Origin of the sequence: Prevotella sp. P5-92 (assembly GCF_002251245.1) — a bacterium.
Taxonomy (GTDB): Bacteria; Bacteroidota; Bacteroidia; order Bacteroidales; family Bacteroidaceae; genus Prevotella.
Genome location: NZ_NPJG01000057.1, coordinates 1 through 17,780, shown reverse-complemented (window position 1 = coordinate 17,780; position 17,780 = coordinate 1). Strand labels below are relative to the sequence as shown.

General features: G+C 47.8%; 15 protein-coding genes, 4 tRNA genes and 1 rRNA gene. 13 read left to right on the top strand and 7 right to left on the bottom strand.

The window, feature by feature from the left end:
• Positions 1-108 (top strand): 5S ribosomal RNA (gene rrf, locus CIK99_RS06485); the annotation flags it as partial.
• 201 nt (positions 109-309) lie between these two features.
• Here the strand turns inward: rrf and CIK99_RS06480 are convergent.
• A complete protein-coding gene (locus CIK99_RS06480) occupies positions 310-735 on the bottom strand; it encodes a hypothetical protein (RefSeq protein ID WP_254047746.1) in 426 nt (141 codons plus the stop codon).
• A 133-nt stretch (positions 736-868) separates the two neighbouring features.
• Here CIK99_RS06480 and CIK99_RS06475 point away from each other — a divergent pair, with 133 nt between their 5' ends.
• Both CIK99_RS06475 and glgP read left to right on the top strand, forming a co-directional pair.
• Positions 869-2,545 carry a glycosyltransferase gene (locus CIK99_RS06475; RefSeq protein WP_094380737.1) on the top strand — a complete coding sequence of 559 codons (1,677 nt, stop codon included), beginning with the start codon at positions 869-871 and terminating at the stop codon, positions 2,543-2,545.
• 12 nt (positions 2,546-2,557) lie between these two features.
• Positions 2,558-5,128, top strand: coding sequence for an alpha-glucan family phosphorylase (gene glgP, locus CIK99_RS06470; protein ID WP_094380736.1), 2,571 nt, complete (start codon positions 2,558-2,560; stop codon positions 5,126-5,128).
• Between the two features lie 139 nt (positions 5,129-5,267).
• Here the strand turns inward: glgP and CIK99_RS06465 are convergent, their stop codons facing one another.
• Both CIK99_RS06465 and CIK99_RS06460 read right to left on the bottom strand, forming a co-directional pair.
• Positions 5,268-6,206 carry a ribose-phosphate pyrophosphokinase gene (locus CIK99_RS06465; protein ID WP_094380735.1) on the bottom strand — a complete coding sequence of 313 codons (939 nt, stop codon included), beginning with the start codon at positions 6,204-6,206 and terminating at the stop codon, positions 5,268-5,270.
• A 30-nt stretch (positions 6,207-6,236) separates the two neighbouring features.
• Entirely contained in the window at positions 6,237-6,833 is a 597-nt protein-coding gene (locus CIK99_RS06460) for a thiamine phosphate pyrophosphorylase (RefSeq protein ID WP_094380734.1), read from the bottom strand.
• Positions 6,834-6,968: 135 nt separating this feature from the next.
• Between CIK99_RS06460 and nspC the strand changes: the two genes are divergently transcribed.
• The 8 genes from nspC to gldE all read left to right on the top strand — a co-directional run bounded on the left by nspC (position 6,969) and on the right by gldE (position 10,978).
• Positions 6,969-8,108 carry a carboxynorspermidine decarboxylase gene (gene nspC / locus CIK99_RS06455; RefSeq protein WP_094380733.1) on the top strand — a complete coding sequence of 380 codons (1,140 nt, stop codon included), beginning with the start codon at positions 6,969-6,971 and terminating at the stop codon, positions 8,106-8,108.
• Between the two features lie 104 nt (positions 8,109-8,212).
• A tRNA-Gly gene (locus CIK99_RS06450) sits at positions 8,213-8,285 on the top strand.
• A gap of 49 nt (positions 8,286-8,334) precedes the next feature.
• Positions 8,335-8,416 (top strand) — tRNA-Leu (locus CIK99_RS06445).
• A gap of 18 nt (positions 8,417-8,434) precedes the next feature.
• A tRNA-Leu gene (locus CIK99_RS06440) sits at positions 8,435-8,518 on the top strand.
• Positions 8,519-8,551: 33 nt separating this feature from the next.
• Positions 8,552-8,624: transfer RNA gene (locus CIK99_RS06435), tRNA-Gly, on the top strand.
• Between the two features lie 58 nt (positions 8,625-8,682).
• Positions 8,683-9,246: a hypothetical protein gene (locus tag CIK99_RS06430; protein WP_094380732.1), complete on the top strand. Its 564-nt coding sequence runs from the start codon at positions 8,683-8,685 to the stop codon at positions 9,244-9,246.
• Between the two features lie 12 nt (positions 9,247-9,258).
• Positions 9,259-9,624: a single-stranded DNA-binding protein gene (locus tag CIK99_RS06425; protein ID WP_094380731.1), complete on the top strand. Its 366-nt coding sequence runs from the start codon at positions 9,259-9,261 to the stop codon at positions 9,622-9,624.
• Between the two features lie 28 nt (positions 9,625-9,652).
• Complete coding sequence (gldE, locus tag CIK99_RS06420; protein WP_094380730.1) at positions 9,653-10,978, top strand: gliding motility-associated protein GldE; 1,326 nt, start codon at positions 9,653-9,655, stop codon at positions 10,976-10,978.
• Positions 10,979-11,021: 43 nt separating this feature from the next.
• Here gldE and CIK99_RS06415 read toward each other — a convergent pair whose 3' ends face one another.
• On the bottom strand, positions 11,022-12,317 hold the full coding sequence (locus tag CIK99_RS06415) for a Y-family DNA polymerase (RefSeq protein WP_094380729.1): 1,296 nt from the start codon (positions 12,315-12,317) through the stop codon (positions 11,022-11,024).
• Between the two features lie 4 nt (positions 12,318-12,321).
• A complete protein-coding gene (locus CIK99_RS06410; RefSeq protein WP_094380728.1) occupies positions 12,322-12,765 on the bottom strand; it encodes a LexA family transcriptional regulator in 444 nt (147 codons plus the stop codon).
• Positions 12,766-12,906: 141 nt separating this feature from the next.
• On the opposite strand from CIK99_RS06410, the gene CIK99_RS06405 reads away from it, so the two are divergent.
• Together CIK99_RS06405 and CIK99_RS06400 are read left to right on the top strand one after the other, a co-directional pair.
• Complete coding sequence (locus CIK99_RS06405) at positions 12,907-13,851, top strand: aldo/keto reductase (RefSeq protein ID WP_094380727.1); 945 nt, start codon at positions 12,907-12,909, stop codon at positions 13,849-13,851.
• An 86-nt stretch (positions 13,852-13,937) separates the two neighbouring features.
• Positions 13,938-16,736 carry a pitrilysin family protein gene (locus CIK99_RS06400; protein ID WP_094380726.1) on the top strand — a complete coding sequence of 933 codons (2,799 nt, stop codon included), beginning with the start codon at positions 13,938-13,940 and terminating at the stop codon, positions 16,734-16,736.
• A 47-nt stretch (positions 16,737-16,783) separates the two neighbouring features.
• On the opposite strand, the gene CIK99_RS06395 is transcribed toward CIK99_RS06400, so the two are convergent.
• Together CIK99_RS06395 and CIK99_RS15265 are read right to left on the bottom strand one after the other, a co-directional pair.
• Positions 16,784-17,077, bottom strand: coding sequence for a hypothetical protein (locus tag CIK99_RS06395; RefSeq protein WP_094380725.1), 294 nt, complete (start codon positions 17,075-17,077; stop codon positions 16,784-16,786).
• Between the two features lie 459 nt (positions 17,078-17,536).
• On the bottom strand, positions 17,537-17,780 hold a 244-nt coding region (locus CIK99_RS15265), incomplete at its 5' end, for a hypothetical protein (RefSeq protein ID WP_158215923.1).

Here is a 17,780-nt window from a genome sequence, read left to right as displayed (position 1 = left end):
TGGTTATTGCGGCGGGGTCCCACCTCTTTCCATTCCGAACAGAGAAGTTAAGCCCGCTTGCGCCGATGGTACTGCAATGCAATGTGGGAGAGTAGGAGGCCGCCTTCTTTTAGAAGCGAGAGTGCTGAGGATAGAAATATCTTCAGCACTCTTTTTTTATTGTTTATTTTTGCTATGTGCGCACGCAGTAAAATGTAATATAATCATCTCTCTCTATCTCTCTGTCTATCTATCTTATCAATCTCTCTATCTTTCTCTCTTTCTTTTTCAGTGTAAAGATGTGATAGTGGTAAGGCAATGGAGATATTATTATTTTTTCTTGAGGGTTATCTCTTTGGGAATCTTTTGCCATTTTCCGTTGTTTGGCACTTTCAGGTCGCTGCCATTCAGTTGTTTGAGAATAATAGTGCCGTCTTCTTTTTTTGAAAGAGAAGCTTCCAGATCCTCACTTCCATAGTCGTTGATAAACTCAACGATAGCTTTCTTTTTGTTCTTAATGTCTTTTGTTGTGATGAGCCAATAAAAACTGTTGTATTTCTTGCCGAGATATCCAGGTAGTTTGCCGAACATTTCGTGTTCAGGTACAATAAGACCATCGCTGTGCAGATCTATCTTCAGATAAATGTTGTATTCGTCGTTGTAATAATAGCCTTTAAAGGGCTCATTTTCATTTTGTGCCATGATATTTGTTGTCAAACCGCAGCACAGAAAGATGGATAATATTAACTTTTTCATATGTTTTTGTCCTTTTTTGGGGCAAAGATACTAAATATAAGTCATTAAAACAGCATATTTATCAATTTTATAAGATGTTTTTTTGCAAATATTATTTTTTTTAACTACCTTTGCGGCGTTAAGGACATAATGTATGGAAAAAAAATTGATAAAGCCCGACTATATATTTGAATCCAGTTGGGAAGTATGTAACAAGGTTGGAGGTATTTACACCGTATTATCGACAAGGGCCAACACATTACAGGACATGATGAAAGACAAGGTTATCTTCATAGGTCCAGATGTGTGGCACGAGACAGAATGCCCTTACTTTGTTGAAGACAAGAGCATATTCAGTGATTGGAAAAAGCAAGCTACAAAAGAAGGACTGAATATAAAGGTTGGAAGATGGAATATTCCAGGAAACCCGTTGGCTGTCCTGGTTGATTTCATGCCTTTCTTCTCAAAGAAAAACGAGATCTATGGCTGGCTTTGGGAGCACTATCAGGTGGATAGTCTTCATGCGTATGGCGACTATGACGAAGCTTCAATGTTCTCATATGCAGCCGGTTTGGTGGTTGAAAGTTTTTATAATTTCTATCTTAAGAAGAAAGATAAGGTTATCTACCATGGAAATGAGTGGATGACAGGCTTGGGATTGTTGTATATAAACAATCGTCTTCCTCAGATAGCAACTATTTTTACTACTCATGCTACAAGCATTGGTCGTAGCATAGCGGGAAATATGAAACCTCTATATGATTATCTGTTTGCCTATAACGGCGACCAGATGGCAATGGAGCTGAACATGCAGAGCAAGCATTCCATAGAGAAGCAGACAGCGTTTAATGTGGATTGTTTCACTACCGTCAGCGATATCACAGCCAACGAGTGCCGTGAGCTGATTGACAAGGCCGTTGACTGCGTCTTGCCGAATGGCTTTGAGGATGGGTTTGTGCCTTCGACAGCAGCCGCGTTCACCAGAAAGCGTAAACTTGCACGAAAGAAGCTCCTTGACGTTGCCAACGCCTTGCTTGGAGAACAACTTGACGATAATACCCTGATAGTATCTACAAGTGGGCGATATGAGTTCCGCAATAAGGGTATCGATGTATATATAGAGGCCATGAACCGTCTGCTTCGTGATAAGGAACTTAAGAAAAAGGTAGTGGCGTTCATCGAAGTTCCCGGTTGGGTAGGAGAGCCACGTGCCGATCTTGTTGCGAGACTTGAAAGTGGCGAGAAATATGACACTCCATTGGATGTGCCTCAGGTGACACATTGGCTTCATGAGATGAGCCACGACAACGTGCTCGGAATGATGAAGTACTACGACATGCACAACCGCAAGGAGGATAATGTGAAACTCATCTTCCTGCCTTGTTACCTTGACGGCAAGGACGGCGTCTTGAATATGACCTATTACGACATAGTGCTTGGCAACGACCTTTGCATCTATCCGTCGTATTATGAGCCATGGGGATATACTCCGCTTGAGGCAGTGGCATTTAAGGTGCCATGTATTACCACTGACCTCGCTGGCTTCGGTCAGTGGGTCAACAGCGTGGAAGGTCGTTTTGGTGAAATCACCGACGGCGTGAAGGTAATACATCGTACCGACTATAACTACTCTGAGGTTGCAGACACGATCAAGGATACTGTTGCACAGTTCTCGTGCTTTACCAAGAAGCAGGTGGAAGAGTGTCGCAACAAGGCGGGTCAGCTTTCAAAGAAAGCCCTTTGGAGCGAGTTCATCAAGTATTACGAGGTAGCGTATGACATGGCTTTGCGTAAAGCTGAAGACAGAAAGAAACAACTTAAATTAAAATAATTTTGAGAGATTATGAAAATTAAAGCAGATTATGTAAACGAGACACAGTGGAGAGAGCTGGTCGTTAAGTCGAGCCTGCCAGAAGAGCTGAAGTGCTTGGACGAGCTTGCTCACAACCTGTGGTGGGTTTGGAATTTCGAGGCAAGAGATTTGTTCAGGGATCTGGATCCGAAACTGTATTCAGAGGTAAAACACAATCCTGTGATGCTTCTCGAGCGTCTCAGCTACGAGCGCAAGGAAGAGATCGTTAAGGACAAGGCACTGATGAAGCGTATCAAGGCTGTTTACAAGATGTTCCGTGACTACATGGATGTCAAGCCAGATACCACTCGTCCTTCTGTAGCTTATTTCTGTATGGAATATGGTATCCATTCAGCACTGAAGATTTATTCAGGTGGTCTTGGAATGCTTGCTGGCGACTATGTAAAAGAGGCGTCAGACAGCAATGTTGACATGTGTGCGGTAGGTTTCCTCTATCGTTTCGGTTACTTCACACAGACCCTGAGCATGGATGGCCAGCAGATTGCCAAGTATGAGGCACAGAACTTCAACCAGGTACCTGTTGAGCGTGTATATGACGAAAACGGCAATCCTCTTGTTGTAGATGTACCTTATACAAACTATATGGTTCACGCTTCTGTTTGGGTGGCAAACGTAGGTCGTGTCAAGTTGTATCTGCTCGATACCGACAACGAGCTCAACTCAGAGTTTGACAAGCCAATCACCCATTCGCTCTATGGTGGTGACTGGGAGAACCGTCTGAAGCAGGAGATATTGCTCGGTATCGGTGGTATGCTTCTCTTGAAGAAATTAGGTATCAAGAAGGATGTTTATCACTGCAATGAGGGCCATGCAGCACTGTGTAACCTTCAGCGTCTGTGCGACTTTATCGACAGCGGCCTGACATTCAACCAGGCAATGGAGCTTGTTCGCGCTTCTTCACTTTATACTGTTCACACACCGGTTCCAGCAGGTCACGACTATTTTGACGAGGGTCTCTTCGGCAAGTATATGGGTGGCTATCCAGCAAAGCTCGGCATTTCTTGGGATGAGTTTATAGGTATGGGTCGCACCAATCCTAACGACCATTCAGAGAAGTTCTGTATGTCAACCTTTGCATGCAACACATGCCAGGAGGTGAATGGTGTAAGTAAGCTTCACGGTTGGGTAAGCCAAAAGATGTTCTCTTCAATCTGGAATGGTTATTATCCAGAAGAGAACCACGTAGGTTATGTCACCAATGGTGTTCACTTCCCGACATGGGCTGCCACAGAGTGGAAGAACGTTTACGGCAAGCACTTCGACAAGAAATTCATGTCTGACCAGAGCAATCAGAAGATCTGGGAGGCAATATATAATGTGGATGACAACGAGATCTGGGAGACCCGTATGGTCCTGAAGAACAAGCTCGTTAACTATATCCGCGAGCAGTTCCGTGAGACATGGCTGAAGAACCAGGGCGATCCTTCACGTGTGGTATCGCTGCTTGAGAGCATCACTCCAAACGCCCTGTTCATCGGTTTCTGCCGTCGATTTGCCACATACAAGCGTGCGCATCTTCTCTTCACCGACCTGGAGCGTCTGTCAAAGATCGTCAACAATCCAGAGCGTCCTGTTAAGTTCCTCTTTGCCGGTAAGGCTCACCCAGCCGATGGTGCTGGTCAGGGTTTGATTAAGAAGATCTACGAGATCAGCCAGCGTCCAGAGTTCCTTGGCAAGATCATCTTCCTTGAGGACTACGACTTCATGCTCGCCCGTCGTCTTGTTTCGGGTGTAGATATCTGGATGAATACTCCTACCCGTCCTCTCGAGGCATCAGGTACTTCTGGTGAGAAGGCAGAGATGAACGGTGTCGTAAATCTCTCTGTGCTTGACGGTTGGTGGCTTGAGGGCTATCGCGAGGGTGCAGGATGGGCACTTACCGAGAAGCGTACATACCAGAACCAAGGCTATCAGGATCAGCTCGACGCAGCTACCATCTACAGCTTGCTTGAGAACGAGATTGTGCCTCTGTACTACAACAAGAACGAGAAAGGCTATAGCGATGGCTGGATCAAGGTAATCAAGAATTCCATTGCACAGATTGCTCCTCACTACACTATGAAACGTCAGCTCGACGACTACTATAGCAAGTTCTATTGCAAGGAAGCCGCTCGTTATAAGGAACTTTCTGCAGATAACAACAAGCTTGCCAAGGACATTGCCCAGTGGAAAGAAGCTGTTGCAGAGCGTTGGGATGCCATCAACGTCGTGTCTTGCTCATGGGATGTGCCTGCTACAGGTGCCCGCACAGGTGAGACATACACCATTCGCTATGTCATCAACGAGCAGGGACTCTCAGATGCTGTTGGTCTTGAGGTGGTTAACGTCCGCACAGACAAAAACGGCGAAGAGCGCATCTTCAGCATCCGTCCGCTTGAGGTGGTAGGTCAGGAAGGCAACAACTATATCTTCGAGGGTAAGATTACCCCAGACGTAGCTGGCAACTTGCGTAGTGCAGTCCGTATGTATCCGAAGAACGTCAACCTGCCTCACCGTCAGGACTTCTGCTACATTAAGTGGTTGCAACTCCCCAATGCATAATCTCTTGCATTAAAATAGGAAAAGACTCGACATCCTCAAATGAGGATTGTTGAGTCTTTTTTTTGTTTTATAGAACCTCAAATGAGGACTATGGATAATTTTTGTACTATAGAAAGTGGGTTTATCTGCTACGATAGCTTTAAACCAGATATTGGCTACTTATGCTTTCGTTGTTGATGACTCGTCTTATTGTTTCTGCAAACATGTCAGCCACTGACAATTGTTTTACCTTGTCGCAGCGTTTGGTGTAAGGAATAGAGTCGGTGAAAACAATCTCCTCCAAGGCAGAGTTCTGTACTCGTTCGCTTGCAGGACCGCTCATCACACAGTGAGAAGCGCAAGCCCTAACCGTCTTTGCACCAGCTTCTTTCATGATGTCAGCAGCCTTTGTGATGGTACCGGCTGTATCAACCATATCGTCGATGATGACCACGTTCTTGTCTTTCACGTCGCCGATGATCTGCATGCTATCCACCACGTTAGCCCTTGCTCTTGTCTTGTTGCAGAGCACAAGTGGACAACCAAGATACTTGGCGTAAGTGTTGGCGCGTTTCGAACCGCCGACATCAGGTGAAGCGATGACCAAATCCTCGAGGTTAAGGCTCTGAAGATATGGCAGGATAACGCCAGAAGCGTAAAGATGGTCAACGGGCACATCAAAGAATCCCTGGATCTGGTCAGCATGCAAGTCCATGGTAATCAGCCTGTCAATGCCAGCTACGCTAAGCAGGTCGGCAATGAGTTTTGCGCCGATGCTTACTCTTGGTTTGTCTTTTCTGTCCTGTCTTGCCCATCCGAAATAAGGGATGACAGCATTGATAGTTCTCGCAGAAGCTCTTTTTGCCGCGTCAATCATCAGCAAGAGTTCCATAAGATTGTCAGAGTTCGGGAAAGTACTCTGTACGAGGAAGATGTCACGTCCTCTTATAGATTCTTCATACGACACTGCAAATTCTCCGTCAGAGAACTTGGTGATCTGCAGTTGTCCGAGTGGACAATCCAGACTTTGGCAGATTTTCTCTGCCAGGTATCTCGTACTGGTACCCGAGAACACCATGTAAGAGTTTTTTTCGCTCATTTTATCTATAAAATGTTATTTATATATTTTTTATACCGATTTTCTAAGTTTCTCGAAGTGTGTCAGCAGCTCTTTGTAGTCAAGTTGCTGATGAATGTCGAAGCGGTCCCAAAGGTCGTTGTCGATGACTACGCCGCCGAATCCCAGCTCCTTTGCCGTCTTGATGTTTTCGAGGTTCAAGCCTCCCATAGCGTATGTGCGCTTGTCGATAATGCCGTTCTCAGCGGCGAGTTCCAGCTCTCTGATGTCGAGTGCCGGCTCGTCATTGTGTGAAGCAAAGCAGTTTTTCAGCAAGACATATTCGCATTTTTTCTTTATGTCTTTTGTCAAGTCCTCCAATCCTACCGTCCTGCATATTTTTCCTTTGTATTTTTCAGGCATGGCCGTATATGCGTCGTCGATGTTTATGCCCCTAAGCCCGTATTCCTCCTTCAGGTAGAAATGTTCATGTACGGTTATTCGCTCGTAACATTCATCGGGCAGCAGTGTAAGTAGCCTTTCTGAATACATCGGAGAGGCGTTAGGCTTGTATAGATGTAGGTTGTCAAGTCCCTCATCAAACAGTGCCGTAATAATCTTGTCTTCTTCCACAAAAAACGTGGATTTTGTCATTATTATGAGTTTCATTGAGCCTAATTATGAATTTCACGATGCAAATGTAGTAATTTTATATGAATAAAGCAATCTTAAAACAAAAAAGTTTGCCATAATACGGAAAAAATTGTATTTTTGCACAAGAATTCATCAAAAATCGTAGATATTATGCAAGTAGAAACACCTATTTATATTATACGCGAGGATCTGCTCCGTCGCAATCTCGGTGTCATCGCCGATGTGGCGAGTCGTGCGGATGTGGAGATAATTTTGGCATTTAAGGCCTTTGCCCTTTGGAAGACGTTTCCCATATTCCGCGAGTATATTCATTCCACCACTGCCAGTTCGCTCAACGAGGCTCTTTTGGCATATGAGGAGTTTGGTTCGCCCGCCCATACCTATTCTCCCGCCTACAAGGAGTCGGAGATAGCCGACATAGCCCGTTGCTCCAGTCATCTTACTTTTAACTCCCTCTCCCAGTACAAGTCGATGGCGTCTCTTGCCTGTAAGGCAAATGAGCGTCTCTCGTTTGGCATTCGTGTGAACCCCGAGTATTCAGAAGTGGGAACCATGTTGTATAATCCCTGTGCGCCGGGTACACGCTTTGGCGTCACTTGCGATTGCTTGCCAGACGAGTTGCCGTCCGACATCGAGGGATTTCATTGTCATTGTCATTGTGAGAGCGGTGCCGATGTGTTCCAACGCACCTTGGCACATATAGAGGAGAAGTTCTCTAAATGGTTCTCGCAGCTGAAGTGGATAAACTTTGGCGGAGGACATCTCATGACGCGCAAGGACTACGATGTGGAATTGCTCATAGAGATACTGCAAGGTTTCCACAGCCGCTATCCTCATCTCAAGGTCATCTTGGAGCCAGGCAGCGCCTTCGCCTGGCAGACAGGTCCGTTAGTGTCATCGGTAGTAGATATAGTGTCAGACCATGGTATAAAGACAGCTATCCTGGACGTAAGTTTCACATGTCACATGCCCGACTGTCTTGAGATGCCCTACCATCCGGAAGTTCGTGGGGCAGAGATTGTGGATCTTCACCTTGCCGACGAGCCGTTCTGTTATCGTTTGGGAGGCAACAGTTGTCTTTCTGGCGATTTTATGGGTTCATGGCGTTTTGATCATGAGTTGAAAATAGGCGAGAAGGTTATTTTCGAGGATATGATACACTATACGACAGTAAAGACAACGATGTTTAATGGTATCACTCATCCGTCGATAGGAATGTTGAAAAAAGACGGTGAAATGGTCATTTTACGTCGTTTTTCCTATGAAAATTACAAAAATCGAATGAATTAGCACATTTTTTTGAAAAAAAACGGGAAAATATTTGGTGGAATGAAAAAAAGTCCGTACCTTTGCACCCGCAATCGAGAGAGATGCTCCTTGTAAAGGATAAGCAAGCGGAAATAGCTCAGTTGGTAGAGCACAACCTTGCCAAGGTTGGGGTCGCGGGTCCGAGTCCCGTTTTCCGCTCACAAGTTGAACAAGTCGAAGTTAAGAGCGGTCTTAGCTTGCAGGCAGAGCCCAGGTGGCGGAATTGGTAGACGCGCACGTTTCAGGTGCGTGTGCCGCGAGGCGTGCAGGTTCGAGTCCTGTTCTGGGCACGATTTGTTTTCTATGTCGGAGAGGTGGCGGAATTGGTAGACGCGCTACTTTGAGGGGGTAGTGTCAATTGCGACGTGGGAGTTCGAGTCTCCTCCTCTTCACATAGTAAATGTTTTTTTAGTAAAAATGGTAGTGCGGAAATAGCTCAGTTGGTAGAGCACAACCTTGCCAAGGTTGGGGTCGCGGGTCCGAGTCCCGTTTTCCGCTCATTTTTTTTTGTATATATATAGTTAATATTTTTTTTTCGAGAAACAACTATTCTTTTATGAATTTATATTTAAGATATTTCGACCGTGAAATTCTTGTCAAGAACGTTGACGAAGCAATACGATTTCTTTCAGATATTGATGAGATAGAGATGAATCCGCAATTGGAGCGCGATATTCGTGAATATGTGAAGAGCGATGTCTATTATCCCAAGCGCTACAAGATTCGTCCGCGTATATATTTCATCATTATTAAGACAGAGGCGCAGACCATGCAGGACTTTAAGGACAAGAAAGCCCTTCATGCTCCGGCCACCAATCAGCGTGGACGTGCGGTGTCTCCTGCCGTTGCCGAGCTCAACGCCGTCAATCCCGGTTGGTATGAGGGAATGTTGAATTTCAAGCGCGTTGTACTTATCCCTGGCACAGGCAAGTTTCGCTATACCGACACACGTTTTGTTGCCCGTTGCAAGGCAGAGTCGGGTATCGACTGTTACAACCGCATCATAGATCATCTTCAGCAGTGTGTTGACAACCGCAGTCAGTTCCCTTCTGCTAAGGGAAAGAATTTCTCGTTTCGTTTTCTCGGTCTTACCTGCGAGCAGGTGGGTAAGCGTAAGTGATATGCTTGCAATATGAACAAGGTGATGCTGATAGGAAATGTGGGTCAAGAGCCTGAGGTGCGCTATGTTGACAACGATGTCGCCGTGGCGCGCATATCTCTTGCCACGTCCGAGCGTGGCTATACGCTTCAGAATGGCACTCAGGTGCCCGACCGTACTGATTGGCATACCGTAATACTATGGCGCCGACTTGCCAAGACTGTAGAGGAATTTGTCCATAAGGGTGACAAGTTGTATATCGAAGGCCGTCTTCGTTACGTCTCGTATAGCGACAAGCAAGGTATGAGACGTCAAGCCACGGAGATATGGGCAGAGAATATGGAGATGCTCTCACCCCGTCGTCAAGCTGACGAAGGCCCTTCAGGCGGTGTGTCGTGACGAAATGTTCCACATTCATTTTTTTTAGATGCTATCAATATTATTTCTTACAGATTTGTTAGAGACGATAGAGCATGTGCATTTCATCGTTCCTACTATAGGCGTGTATGTGGCGGCTCTGTTAGCTTGTCTTCTTCTCGTGCTTTCAGGTTTCGCCTCAGGCAGTGAGATAGCCTTTTTCTCACTTTCTCCTTCCGATATCAACGAGTTAGAAGACTCACGTTTAGAGACTGACCGTCGCATACTCCAGCTACGCGACGATTCCGAGCGCACCCTTGCCACTATTCTCATTACCAACAACTTGGTCAATGTCACCATAATCATGCTATGCAACTATGTCTTTGCCCACATCATAGATTTCGGTGATGCTTATTGGTTGCAGTTCTTGTGTATCACGGTGATGCTGACATTCATTCTTCTTCTTTTTGGCGAGATCATGCCAAAGGTGTTTTCCGGTCAGCAGCCGTTGGCGTTCTGTCGTCGTTCCAGTGGAGGCATCTATCTTTGCCGCCGTCTTTTTTATCCCTTTGCCAGCATCCTTTTGCGTTCGGGTATTTTGGCGTCGAAGGTAGTTCAGAAAGAGAACAAGGTGCTTAGTGTGGATGATCTCGAACAAGCTCTTGAACTCACTGATACAGAGGAGATCCGGGACGAGAAAAACATTCTTGAGGGAATAGTTCGCTTTGGCGACGAGACAGCCAAGGAGATTATGACCAGCCGTCAGGATATAGTGGATCTTGATATTCGTACGTCTTATCCCGACGTGCTCCGTTGTATTATAGACAACAATTATTCCCGAATCCCGGTGTATCAAGACAGTATTGACAACATCCGTGGCGTGCTGTATATCAAGGACCTTCTTCCTCACCTTGGCAAACAAGCCAATTTCCGTTGGCAGTCTTTAATACGTCCGCCGTATTTCGTTCCCGAGACAAAGAAGATTGACGATCTCCTGCGTGAGTTTCAGGACAATAAGGTGCATATAGCCATTGTCGTCGATGAGTTTGGAGGAACCAGTGGCATTGTTACTCTCGAGGATGTGCTGGAGGAGATTGTCGGCGAGATAAACGATGAGTACGACGAGGAAGAGCACACATATGTGCGCATCAATCCCACCACATATATCTTTGAAGGAAAGACACTTCTGAGCGATTTTTATCGCCTCATGTCAGTGCCCGAGGATATGTTTAAAGAAGTGGAGGGCGATGCCGACACTTTGGCAGGTTTGCTGTTAGAGTTGAAGGGAGAGTTCCCTACGGTAGGAGAGAAGCTGCTCTTTGGTTCATACACCTTCACCGTCCTCGGAATGGACGAGCACCGCATCACCAAAGTAAAGGTTTCGACGAAGAAATAGTTTTGTTTTACTATGGGTGGGGTATGGAACAGCAGTCGGTGTCTTATGTCAGCCTGATGATTTCCGCCCACCGTGTAGTCGGGTTTTTGCTTCTGTAGTCGTGTTTTATGGCGTTGGCAAATACCTCAGCCTTGCCTTTTCCGTCAGGCCGTGTATATTGCTGTGCACCAAGCACGATGGTCTCGCTGCCGATGGTCTTGTTTATCCGGTCAATCACCTTGTCGAGTTTTCTCATCTTCTGAAACTGTTCGGCCGTGATGTCGAAGAGGTCGTGATGCAAGGGATAAGGGTTGCCTATTCCCATCACTATCACCCCGGCTTTCTTGTATTTGTATCCAGGACGGAAGATGGCTTTCAGCGCATCCTCGGCAGCGTTGACAATAGTGATGGTAGATGCTGACGGGGTGATGAGCCTTGTCTCATGGAAATTCCAGTATTGCATAAGGTCTTCCCGAAAGGGATTGGTGTATATGAACACGCCCACGACAGAGCAAACCGTGTCTTGTATCCTCAGCTTCTCGGCACATCGCGCGGCATAGTTGGCCACATGCGTCTTCAGTTCGTTGTAGTCGCTGATCATGCCATTGAAGCTACGGCTTGTGCAGATGCTCTTCTTCTTTGCCATCTCCTCGTTAGGCACGGCGTCGTTGCCGTTCAGTTCCATCCATGTCCGCATAATGACGATATTGTTGAAAGTGACTCTCACCCAGCTCTCGTGTCTTTCCGCGAAGTCAAGCGCCGTCTTCACGCCATATCCGTCCAGCCTTGCCGCATATCTCCTTCCAACTCCCCATACGTCGTCTATACTGAAGAGTCTCAGAGCCTTACGCCGTTTTTCTTCCGTGTCGATGACGCAGCAATGCTTATATCCGCTATATTTCTTTGCGAAGTGACTTGCCACTTTTGCAAGCGTTTTCGTGGGAGCGATGCCAATGCTTACCGGCATTCCCGTCCATTTCTTGATTTTCTTGTGCAGCTCTTCGCCCCATAGCTTGTGGTCGATGTCGTCCATTCCGTGTAGATAGGCGAAACACTCGTCGATGCTATATCTGAAATAAGCAGGAACGGCCTTTTTCACTATCTCCACCACTCGTGCGGTCATCTCGCCATAGAGTTCGTAGTTTGACGAGAAGACGGCTATTTTCTTGTCGGGAAACATCTGTTGCAGTTGGAAGAATGGAGTTCCCGCCTTGATACCCATAGCCTTGGCTTCGTTAGAGCGTGCCACCACACATCCGTCGTTGTTGCTCAGCACAACCACGGGCACCCCTTCCAGGTCAGGACGGAACACTCTCTCGCACGACACGTAGCAGTTGTCGCAGTCGATAATGGCATACATCGGGTTATCGTTTCCAGTTCTTTATTGTCCATACTACCACTCCCCACACCTCGAAATTGTCTGTGTCGTCGATTCTTATTGTGGGAAACAGCTTGTTGGCAGGCCTCAGTTCTATATATCCCTGCTCCTTATGGCTGAGATCGAGATATTTGATCGTAAACTCTCCATCCACGAAAGCCACGACGATGTCGCCGTTCTGGGCGTCGATAGATCGGTCGATGACAGCGATGTCGCCGTTGCATATTCCCGCCTCTATCATCGAGTCGCCATCTACCCGTCCGTAGAAAGTGGCTTCCGGATGTCTGATAAGGTCACGGTTGAAATCTATGCTCTCATGAGTATAGTCGTCAGCCGGAGAAGGGAATCCCGCCTTTATCTTTGGTGCAAACTGCAGGTGCTGTGTTTTTTCGAAAATACCTTTTATGATTTTTATATCACCCTTTTTCATAGTGGATAATTGCTATTTGTCAGCAAAATTACGTCGTTTTCCCGATATTACCAAATGTTTTTTGATTTTTTAATTTGATATTCTTTTCCATTCCGTTTTTTTGTCGTAACTTTGGAGCAGAAAACTTAAAAAAACCAATCAATGATATACCAAGCAGACGAAAGCCGTTACGACAACGGCATGATTTACGAACGGTGTGGACGCAGCGGAGTGATGCTTCCCAAGATTAGTTTAGGATTCTGGCACAATTTCGGAGGAGTCGATCCCTTTGAGCGCAGCAGGGCCATCACTCGCTATGCCTTCGACCATGGCATCACCCACTTCGACCTCGCCAACAACTACGGTCCTCCTTACGGCAGTGCTGAGGAAACCCTTGGCCGTCTGATGCGTGATGATTTCGCCCCTTATCGCGACGAGCTCTTTATCAGTACCAAGGCTGGCTATGACATGTGGCCTGGGCCTTACGGCAACTGGGGCTCGAGGAAATACCTCATGGCAAGTCTCGACCAGAGTCTCCGCAGGATGAATATCGACTATGTGGACCTGTTCTATAGCCATCGTTTCGACCCTTCCACTCCCATCGAGGAGACGCTGCAGGCCATGGTCGATATAGTGCGGCAGGGCAAGGCTCTCTATCTCGGCATCTCGCGTTGGCCCTTGGAGCCGCTTCGCAAGGCCATCGACTATCTGGCCGCCCACGACACGCCGCTGCTCATCTTCCAGGACAAGCTCAACATGCTCAACCGTGCGCCCGAGGAGAACGGCACGTTAGAGCTCTGCCGTGATCGTGGCGTAGGCTTCATCTCCTTCTCCCCGCTGGCACAAGGCCTTCTCACCAACCGCTATCTCAACGGCATCGCACCCGACAGCCGCATGGCAAAGGAGAAATTCCTGCGCCACGAGATGCTCACCCCCGAACTGCTCGCCCAACTCAAGGCGTGGAATGCCGAGGCGGAGGCAGAAGGCATGACATTGGCAAAGAAAGCCTTACGCTGGATATTGGACTACCAAGGTGTCACCTCGGTCATCGTCGGAGCAAGCAGTGTCGAACAGCTCAAAGACAATATCGGTTCGGTGAAAGGATGATTAATTGTAGTAAATAATGTTAAACCGAATACCCATTTCCAGCTCTATTACGACATATAAATAGAAACAACAAGCAAATTATAAAAATGAAAAAAGTACTTATCTGCATTTTACTGATGGGCATCACGGCCGTGACGACAACGGCACAGCAGCAGTTGCCCCTCGACCCGAAGATAAAGGTGGGCAAACTCGACAACGGCCTAACCTACATCTTGCGTCACAACGAGAAGCCAGCCGGACAGGCCGACTTCTACATCGCCCAGCGTGTGGGCTCCATCTTAGAGAACGACGACCAGCAGGGTCTTGCCCATTTCCTTGAACACATGTGTTTCAACGGCACAAAGCACTTCCCCGGCAAGAGCATGATCAACTGGCTGGAGAGTGTCGGCGTCAAGTTCGGATATAATCTCAACGCCTACACCTCCATCGACGAGACCGTATATAATATAAGTAATGTGCCGCTGAAGCGCGCCACCATAGCCGACAGCTGTCTCCTCGTGCTCCACGACTGGTCGTGCGCCCTGACGCTCGACCCCAAGGAGATTGATGCCGAGCGCGGCGTGATCCACGAGGAGTGGCGCACACGCGAGAATGCGCAGATGCGTATCCTTACGCAGACGCTTCCCATCATGTATCAGGGCGACAAGTATGCTTACCGCCTGCCCATCGGCACGATGGAGGTGGTTGACAATTTCAAACCCCAGGTGCTTGTCGATTACTATCACAAGTGGTATCGCCCTGACCTTCAGTGTATTATCGTTGTGGGTGACATCGACGTTGACGAGATGGAAAAGAAGATACGCTCCACTTTTGCCGATGTGAAGATGCCAGCCAATGCCGCTGTGCGAGAATATGTCAAGGTGAGCGACAACAAGGAGCCTATCGTGGCTATCGCCACCGACAAGGAGCTCTCAGGCACCTCATACGACGTGTTTTTCAAGCACGATCCAGTGCCAATGGAACTGCGTAACACCGTCGAAGGCTATGCGGCAGACCTCATCGTCAACATCGCTTCGTCCATCATGAACGAGCGCCTCTCGGAGATGTCGCAGAAGCCTACCTGCCCGTTCCTTAGTGCAGGCGTGGGCGACGCCAACTTCCTGCTTTCGTCAAACAAGAAAGCGTTTACCAACACGTTGTCGTGCAAGGACGACAGCGTACTGCAAGCCATCAGGGCGCTCACAGTCGAGGTTCAGCGTGCCGTCCGATACGGATTCACCGAGGGCGAGTTCGACCGTGTAAAAGCAAATCTCCTTTCCAACATAGAGAGCTCCTACAACGAGCGTGCCAACGTCTATAACGATTCCTATTCACGCGAGTATGTGCGCCACTTCATCAGCGGCGAGCCAGTGCCAGGCATCGAGAAAGAGTTTGAGGTGACCAAGCAGTTACTGGCCTCCTTGCCGCTCGAAGCCGTCAACATGACCTTCAAGCAACTCGTTGACGACACCGACAACGTGGTGTTCTTGCTGAGCATGCCCGAGAAGGAAGGCGTCGTAGTGCCTACCAAGGAACAGCTCCTTGCCACCTACAATGCTGCCAAGGCCGAGAATATCGAAGCCTTCGAGGACGAGGAAGTGGCAAAGACTCTCATAGAGACCTTGCCCACACCAGGCAAGGTGGTAAAAGAGAAGAAAGGCAAGTTCGGCTCCACCGAGCTCACGCTGAGCAATGGCATTAAGGTCATCGTCAAGCCAACCGACTATATGGCCGACGAGATCTCGTTCCGCGCATTCAGTCCTGGCGGTTCAAGCCTCTTCGACACACGCGACATCATACAGTATTCGCTGCTCGACCAGATAGTCGCATTAGGAGGTTGCGGCGATTTTTCAAATAAACAGCTGAGCAAGATGCTCGCAGGCTCGACAGCCGGTGCGGCAACCAGCGTCAGCGGCCTTAGCGAGAACATCAACGGCGGTGCCACAAATAAAGACGTCGAGAAGATGTTCCAATTGGCATATCTCAAGGTGACGAGTCCACGTCAGGACAAGGAGATGTTCCAGACCTTCTGCCAGCAGATGAAGAACCAGCTCAAGCAGACCGAGAACCTGCCGATGAAGGCATTCCAGGATTCAGTCCGCCACACACTCTACGGCGACAATCCCCGTGTGGCAAATGTCAAGGCATCGTGGATCGACCAGATAGACTACGACCGTGTGATGGAGCTCTACCGCGAGCGTTTTGCCGATTGCTCAGACTTCACCTTCGTCTTTGTAGGCAATATCGACATCGAGAAGCTCAAACCGCTGCTCTGCCAGTATGTGGCCACCCTTCCGTCGATAAAGCGCAAGGAGACATGGCGCGACAACAATACCGATATCCTTCCGGGCCGCAGGGCAAACAATTTCGAGAAAGAGCTCGAGACGAAGAAGTCAACCGTGCTGTATGTGAAGAGCGGCAACTGCAAGGCCACACAGCGCAACCGCATCCTCATGTCATTCCTCAGCGAAGGACTTAACGACCACTTCCTTGAGGTGCTTCGCGAACAGGAGGGAGGCACCTACGGAGCCAGCGTGCACGGCAGCGTGTCGAGAGAGCCGAAACAGACATTCTCCCTGATGGTGCAGTTTGACACCGATCCCGCCAAGCGCGAGCGCATGATACAGCTCGTGGAGCAAGGTGTGAAGGACATATGCCTCAACGGACCCAAGCAGGAGACCATCGACAAGACTCGTCAGTATATGTTGAAGAACTTTGATGAGAACCAGAAGAACAACTCCTACTGGATGAACCAGCTCATCAATTGGTACCGCAACGGCGAGGACACCATGTCAGGCTATAAGGCTCTCATTGAGAGCGTTACGGTAAAGGATATAGTTGACTTTGCCAAGCTTCTGCTGAAGGAAAACAACGAGGTCATCGTCTCGATGTCAGACAACAGATAACAGAATCGATATAATCATTTATTAGAAACAATAAACAAACTCTCTCTCTATTTAGCTAATACTATTTGCCGCCGGTCTCGTGTGAACGAAGCCGGCGGCTTTTTACTCAGAATATCCTTCCTACCAGACGTAACTTCAATGCAGGATATGTCAGGACTCTCCGTGCCCGGATCGCTTGAGTTCACACGCTTCACTTCTTTGCCGCTGCGCAATGCAGCCTCTTCAATCACCTTGCTCTCCGCCAGCGCGGAGTAAAGCTCCGCTGAGAGGATGTGAGCATACTTGCCCGCGTTGGGCCCTACCTTGAGCATTCGCTCTGTTGCCTTAAGTTTAATTGCCATAACTAAGAATTATTAATGGTTACACACTGCGTGGCTAACCGTCTTAGGCTTGCTGACCGCCACAGAAAATTTTGTCTCACTCGTGTATCCGAATCACGGTGCGCGCTTCCGTTCTTCTTAACACGATGCAAAGAAAATGCAAATCGAGAGCAGAACTTGCCAAGCTTGCTTGAGCAATTATGCCGAGATGCAGCTTTTCTTATGCAAAGAAAATGCAAATCGAGAGCAGAACTTGCCAAGCTTGCTTGAGCAATTATGCCGAGATGCAGCTTTTCTTATGCAAAGATAATGCAAATCGAGAGCAACACAACAAGCTCGCTTGATTGTTTTGCCGAGATGCCGCTTATCTTCTGCAAAGGTAGTAATTTAAATAAACATCATCGGCAATTAAGAATCATAGGGGACAGGTTCATCGACCCTAAAGAGTGAACCAATGTACCTGTCACCATGACTTGTCAACTAAACTGTTCTCTTTCTCTTCTTATTCTTTCTCGTTATCTTTATCGTCACCTCCTTCCCCTCTTTCAGTTCTTCCAATACCCTTTCCTTCACGCAGTCATACGTGGCTTGTGTATTCACGAGCAGGCCTATGGCGGCTTTTTTTCCAACAATGATCCTACCGTCGAAACGGCGGTGGACTCCGTTGCCTTCGCTGATCATCGGGCATCGCTTGGGCAATGCCATGTTAGGATAGGACAGTGAC

Bases quoted from the DNA above. Each gene is read 5' to 3' on its own strand.
- CIK99_RS06395 (WP_094380725.1), bottom strand. From the start codon at position 17,077: ATGGCAATTAAACTTAAGGCAACAGAGCGAATGCTCAAGGTAGGGCCC.
- CIK99_RS06460 (WP_094380734.1), bottom strand. From the start codon at position 6,833: ATGAAACTCATAATAATGACAAAATCCACGTTTTTTGTGGAAGAAGAC.
- CIK99_RS06425 (WP_094380731.1), top strand. From the start codon at position 9,259: ATGAACAAGGTGATGCTGATAGGAAATGTGGGTCAAGAGCCTGAGGTG.
- CIK99_RS06405 (WP_094380727.1), top strand. From the start codon at position 12,907: ATGATATACCAAGCAGACGAAAGCCGTTACGACAACGGCATGATTTAC.
- CIK99_RS06415 (WP_094380729.1), bottom strand. From the start codon at position 12,317: ATGTATGCCATTATCGACTGCGACAACTGCTACGTGTCGTGCGAGAGA.
- CIK99_RS06465 (WP_094380735.1), bottom strand. From the start codon at position 6,206: ATGAGCGAAAAAAACTCTTACATGGTGTTCTCGGGTACCAGTACGAGA.
- CIK99_RS06480 (WP_254047746.1), bottom strand. From the start codon at position 735: ATGAAAAAGTTAATATTATCCATCTTTCTGTGCTGCGGTTTGACAACA.
- CIK99_RS06400 (WP_094380726.1), top strand. From the start codon at position 13,938: ATGAAAAAAGTACTTATCTGCATTTTACTGATGGGCATCACGGCCGTG.
- glgP (WP_094380736.1), top strand. From the start codon at position 2,558: ATGAAAATTAAAGCAGATTATGTAAACGAGACACAGTGGAGAGAGCTG.
- CIK99_RS06430 (WP_094380732.1), top strand. From the start codon at position 8,683: ATGAATTTATATTTAAGATATTTCGACCGTGAAATTCTTGTCAAGAAC.
- CIK99_RS06410 (WP_094380728.1), bottom strand. From the start codon at position 12,765: ATGAAAAAGGGTGATATAAAAATCATAAAAGGTATTTTCGAAAAAACA.
- CIK99_RS06475 (WP_094380737.1), top strand. From the start codon at position 869: ATGGAAAAAAAATTGATAAAGCCCGACTATATATTTGAATCCAGTTGG.
- nspC (WP_094380733.1), top strand. From the start codon at position 6,969: ATGCAAGTAGAAACACCTATTTATATTATACGCGAGGATCTGCTCCGT.
- gldE (WP_094380730.1), top strand. From the start codon at position 9,653: ATGCTATCAATATTATTTCTTACAGATTTGTTAGAGACGATAGAGCAT.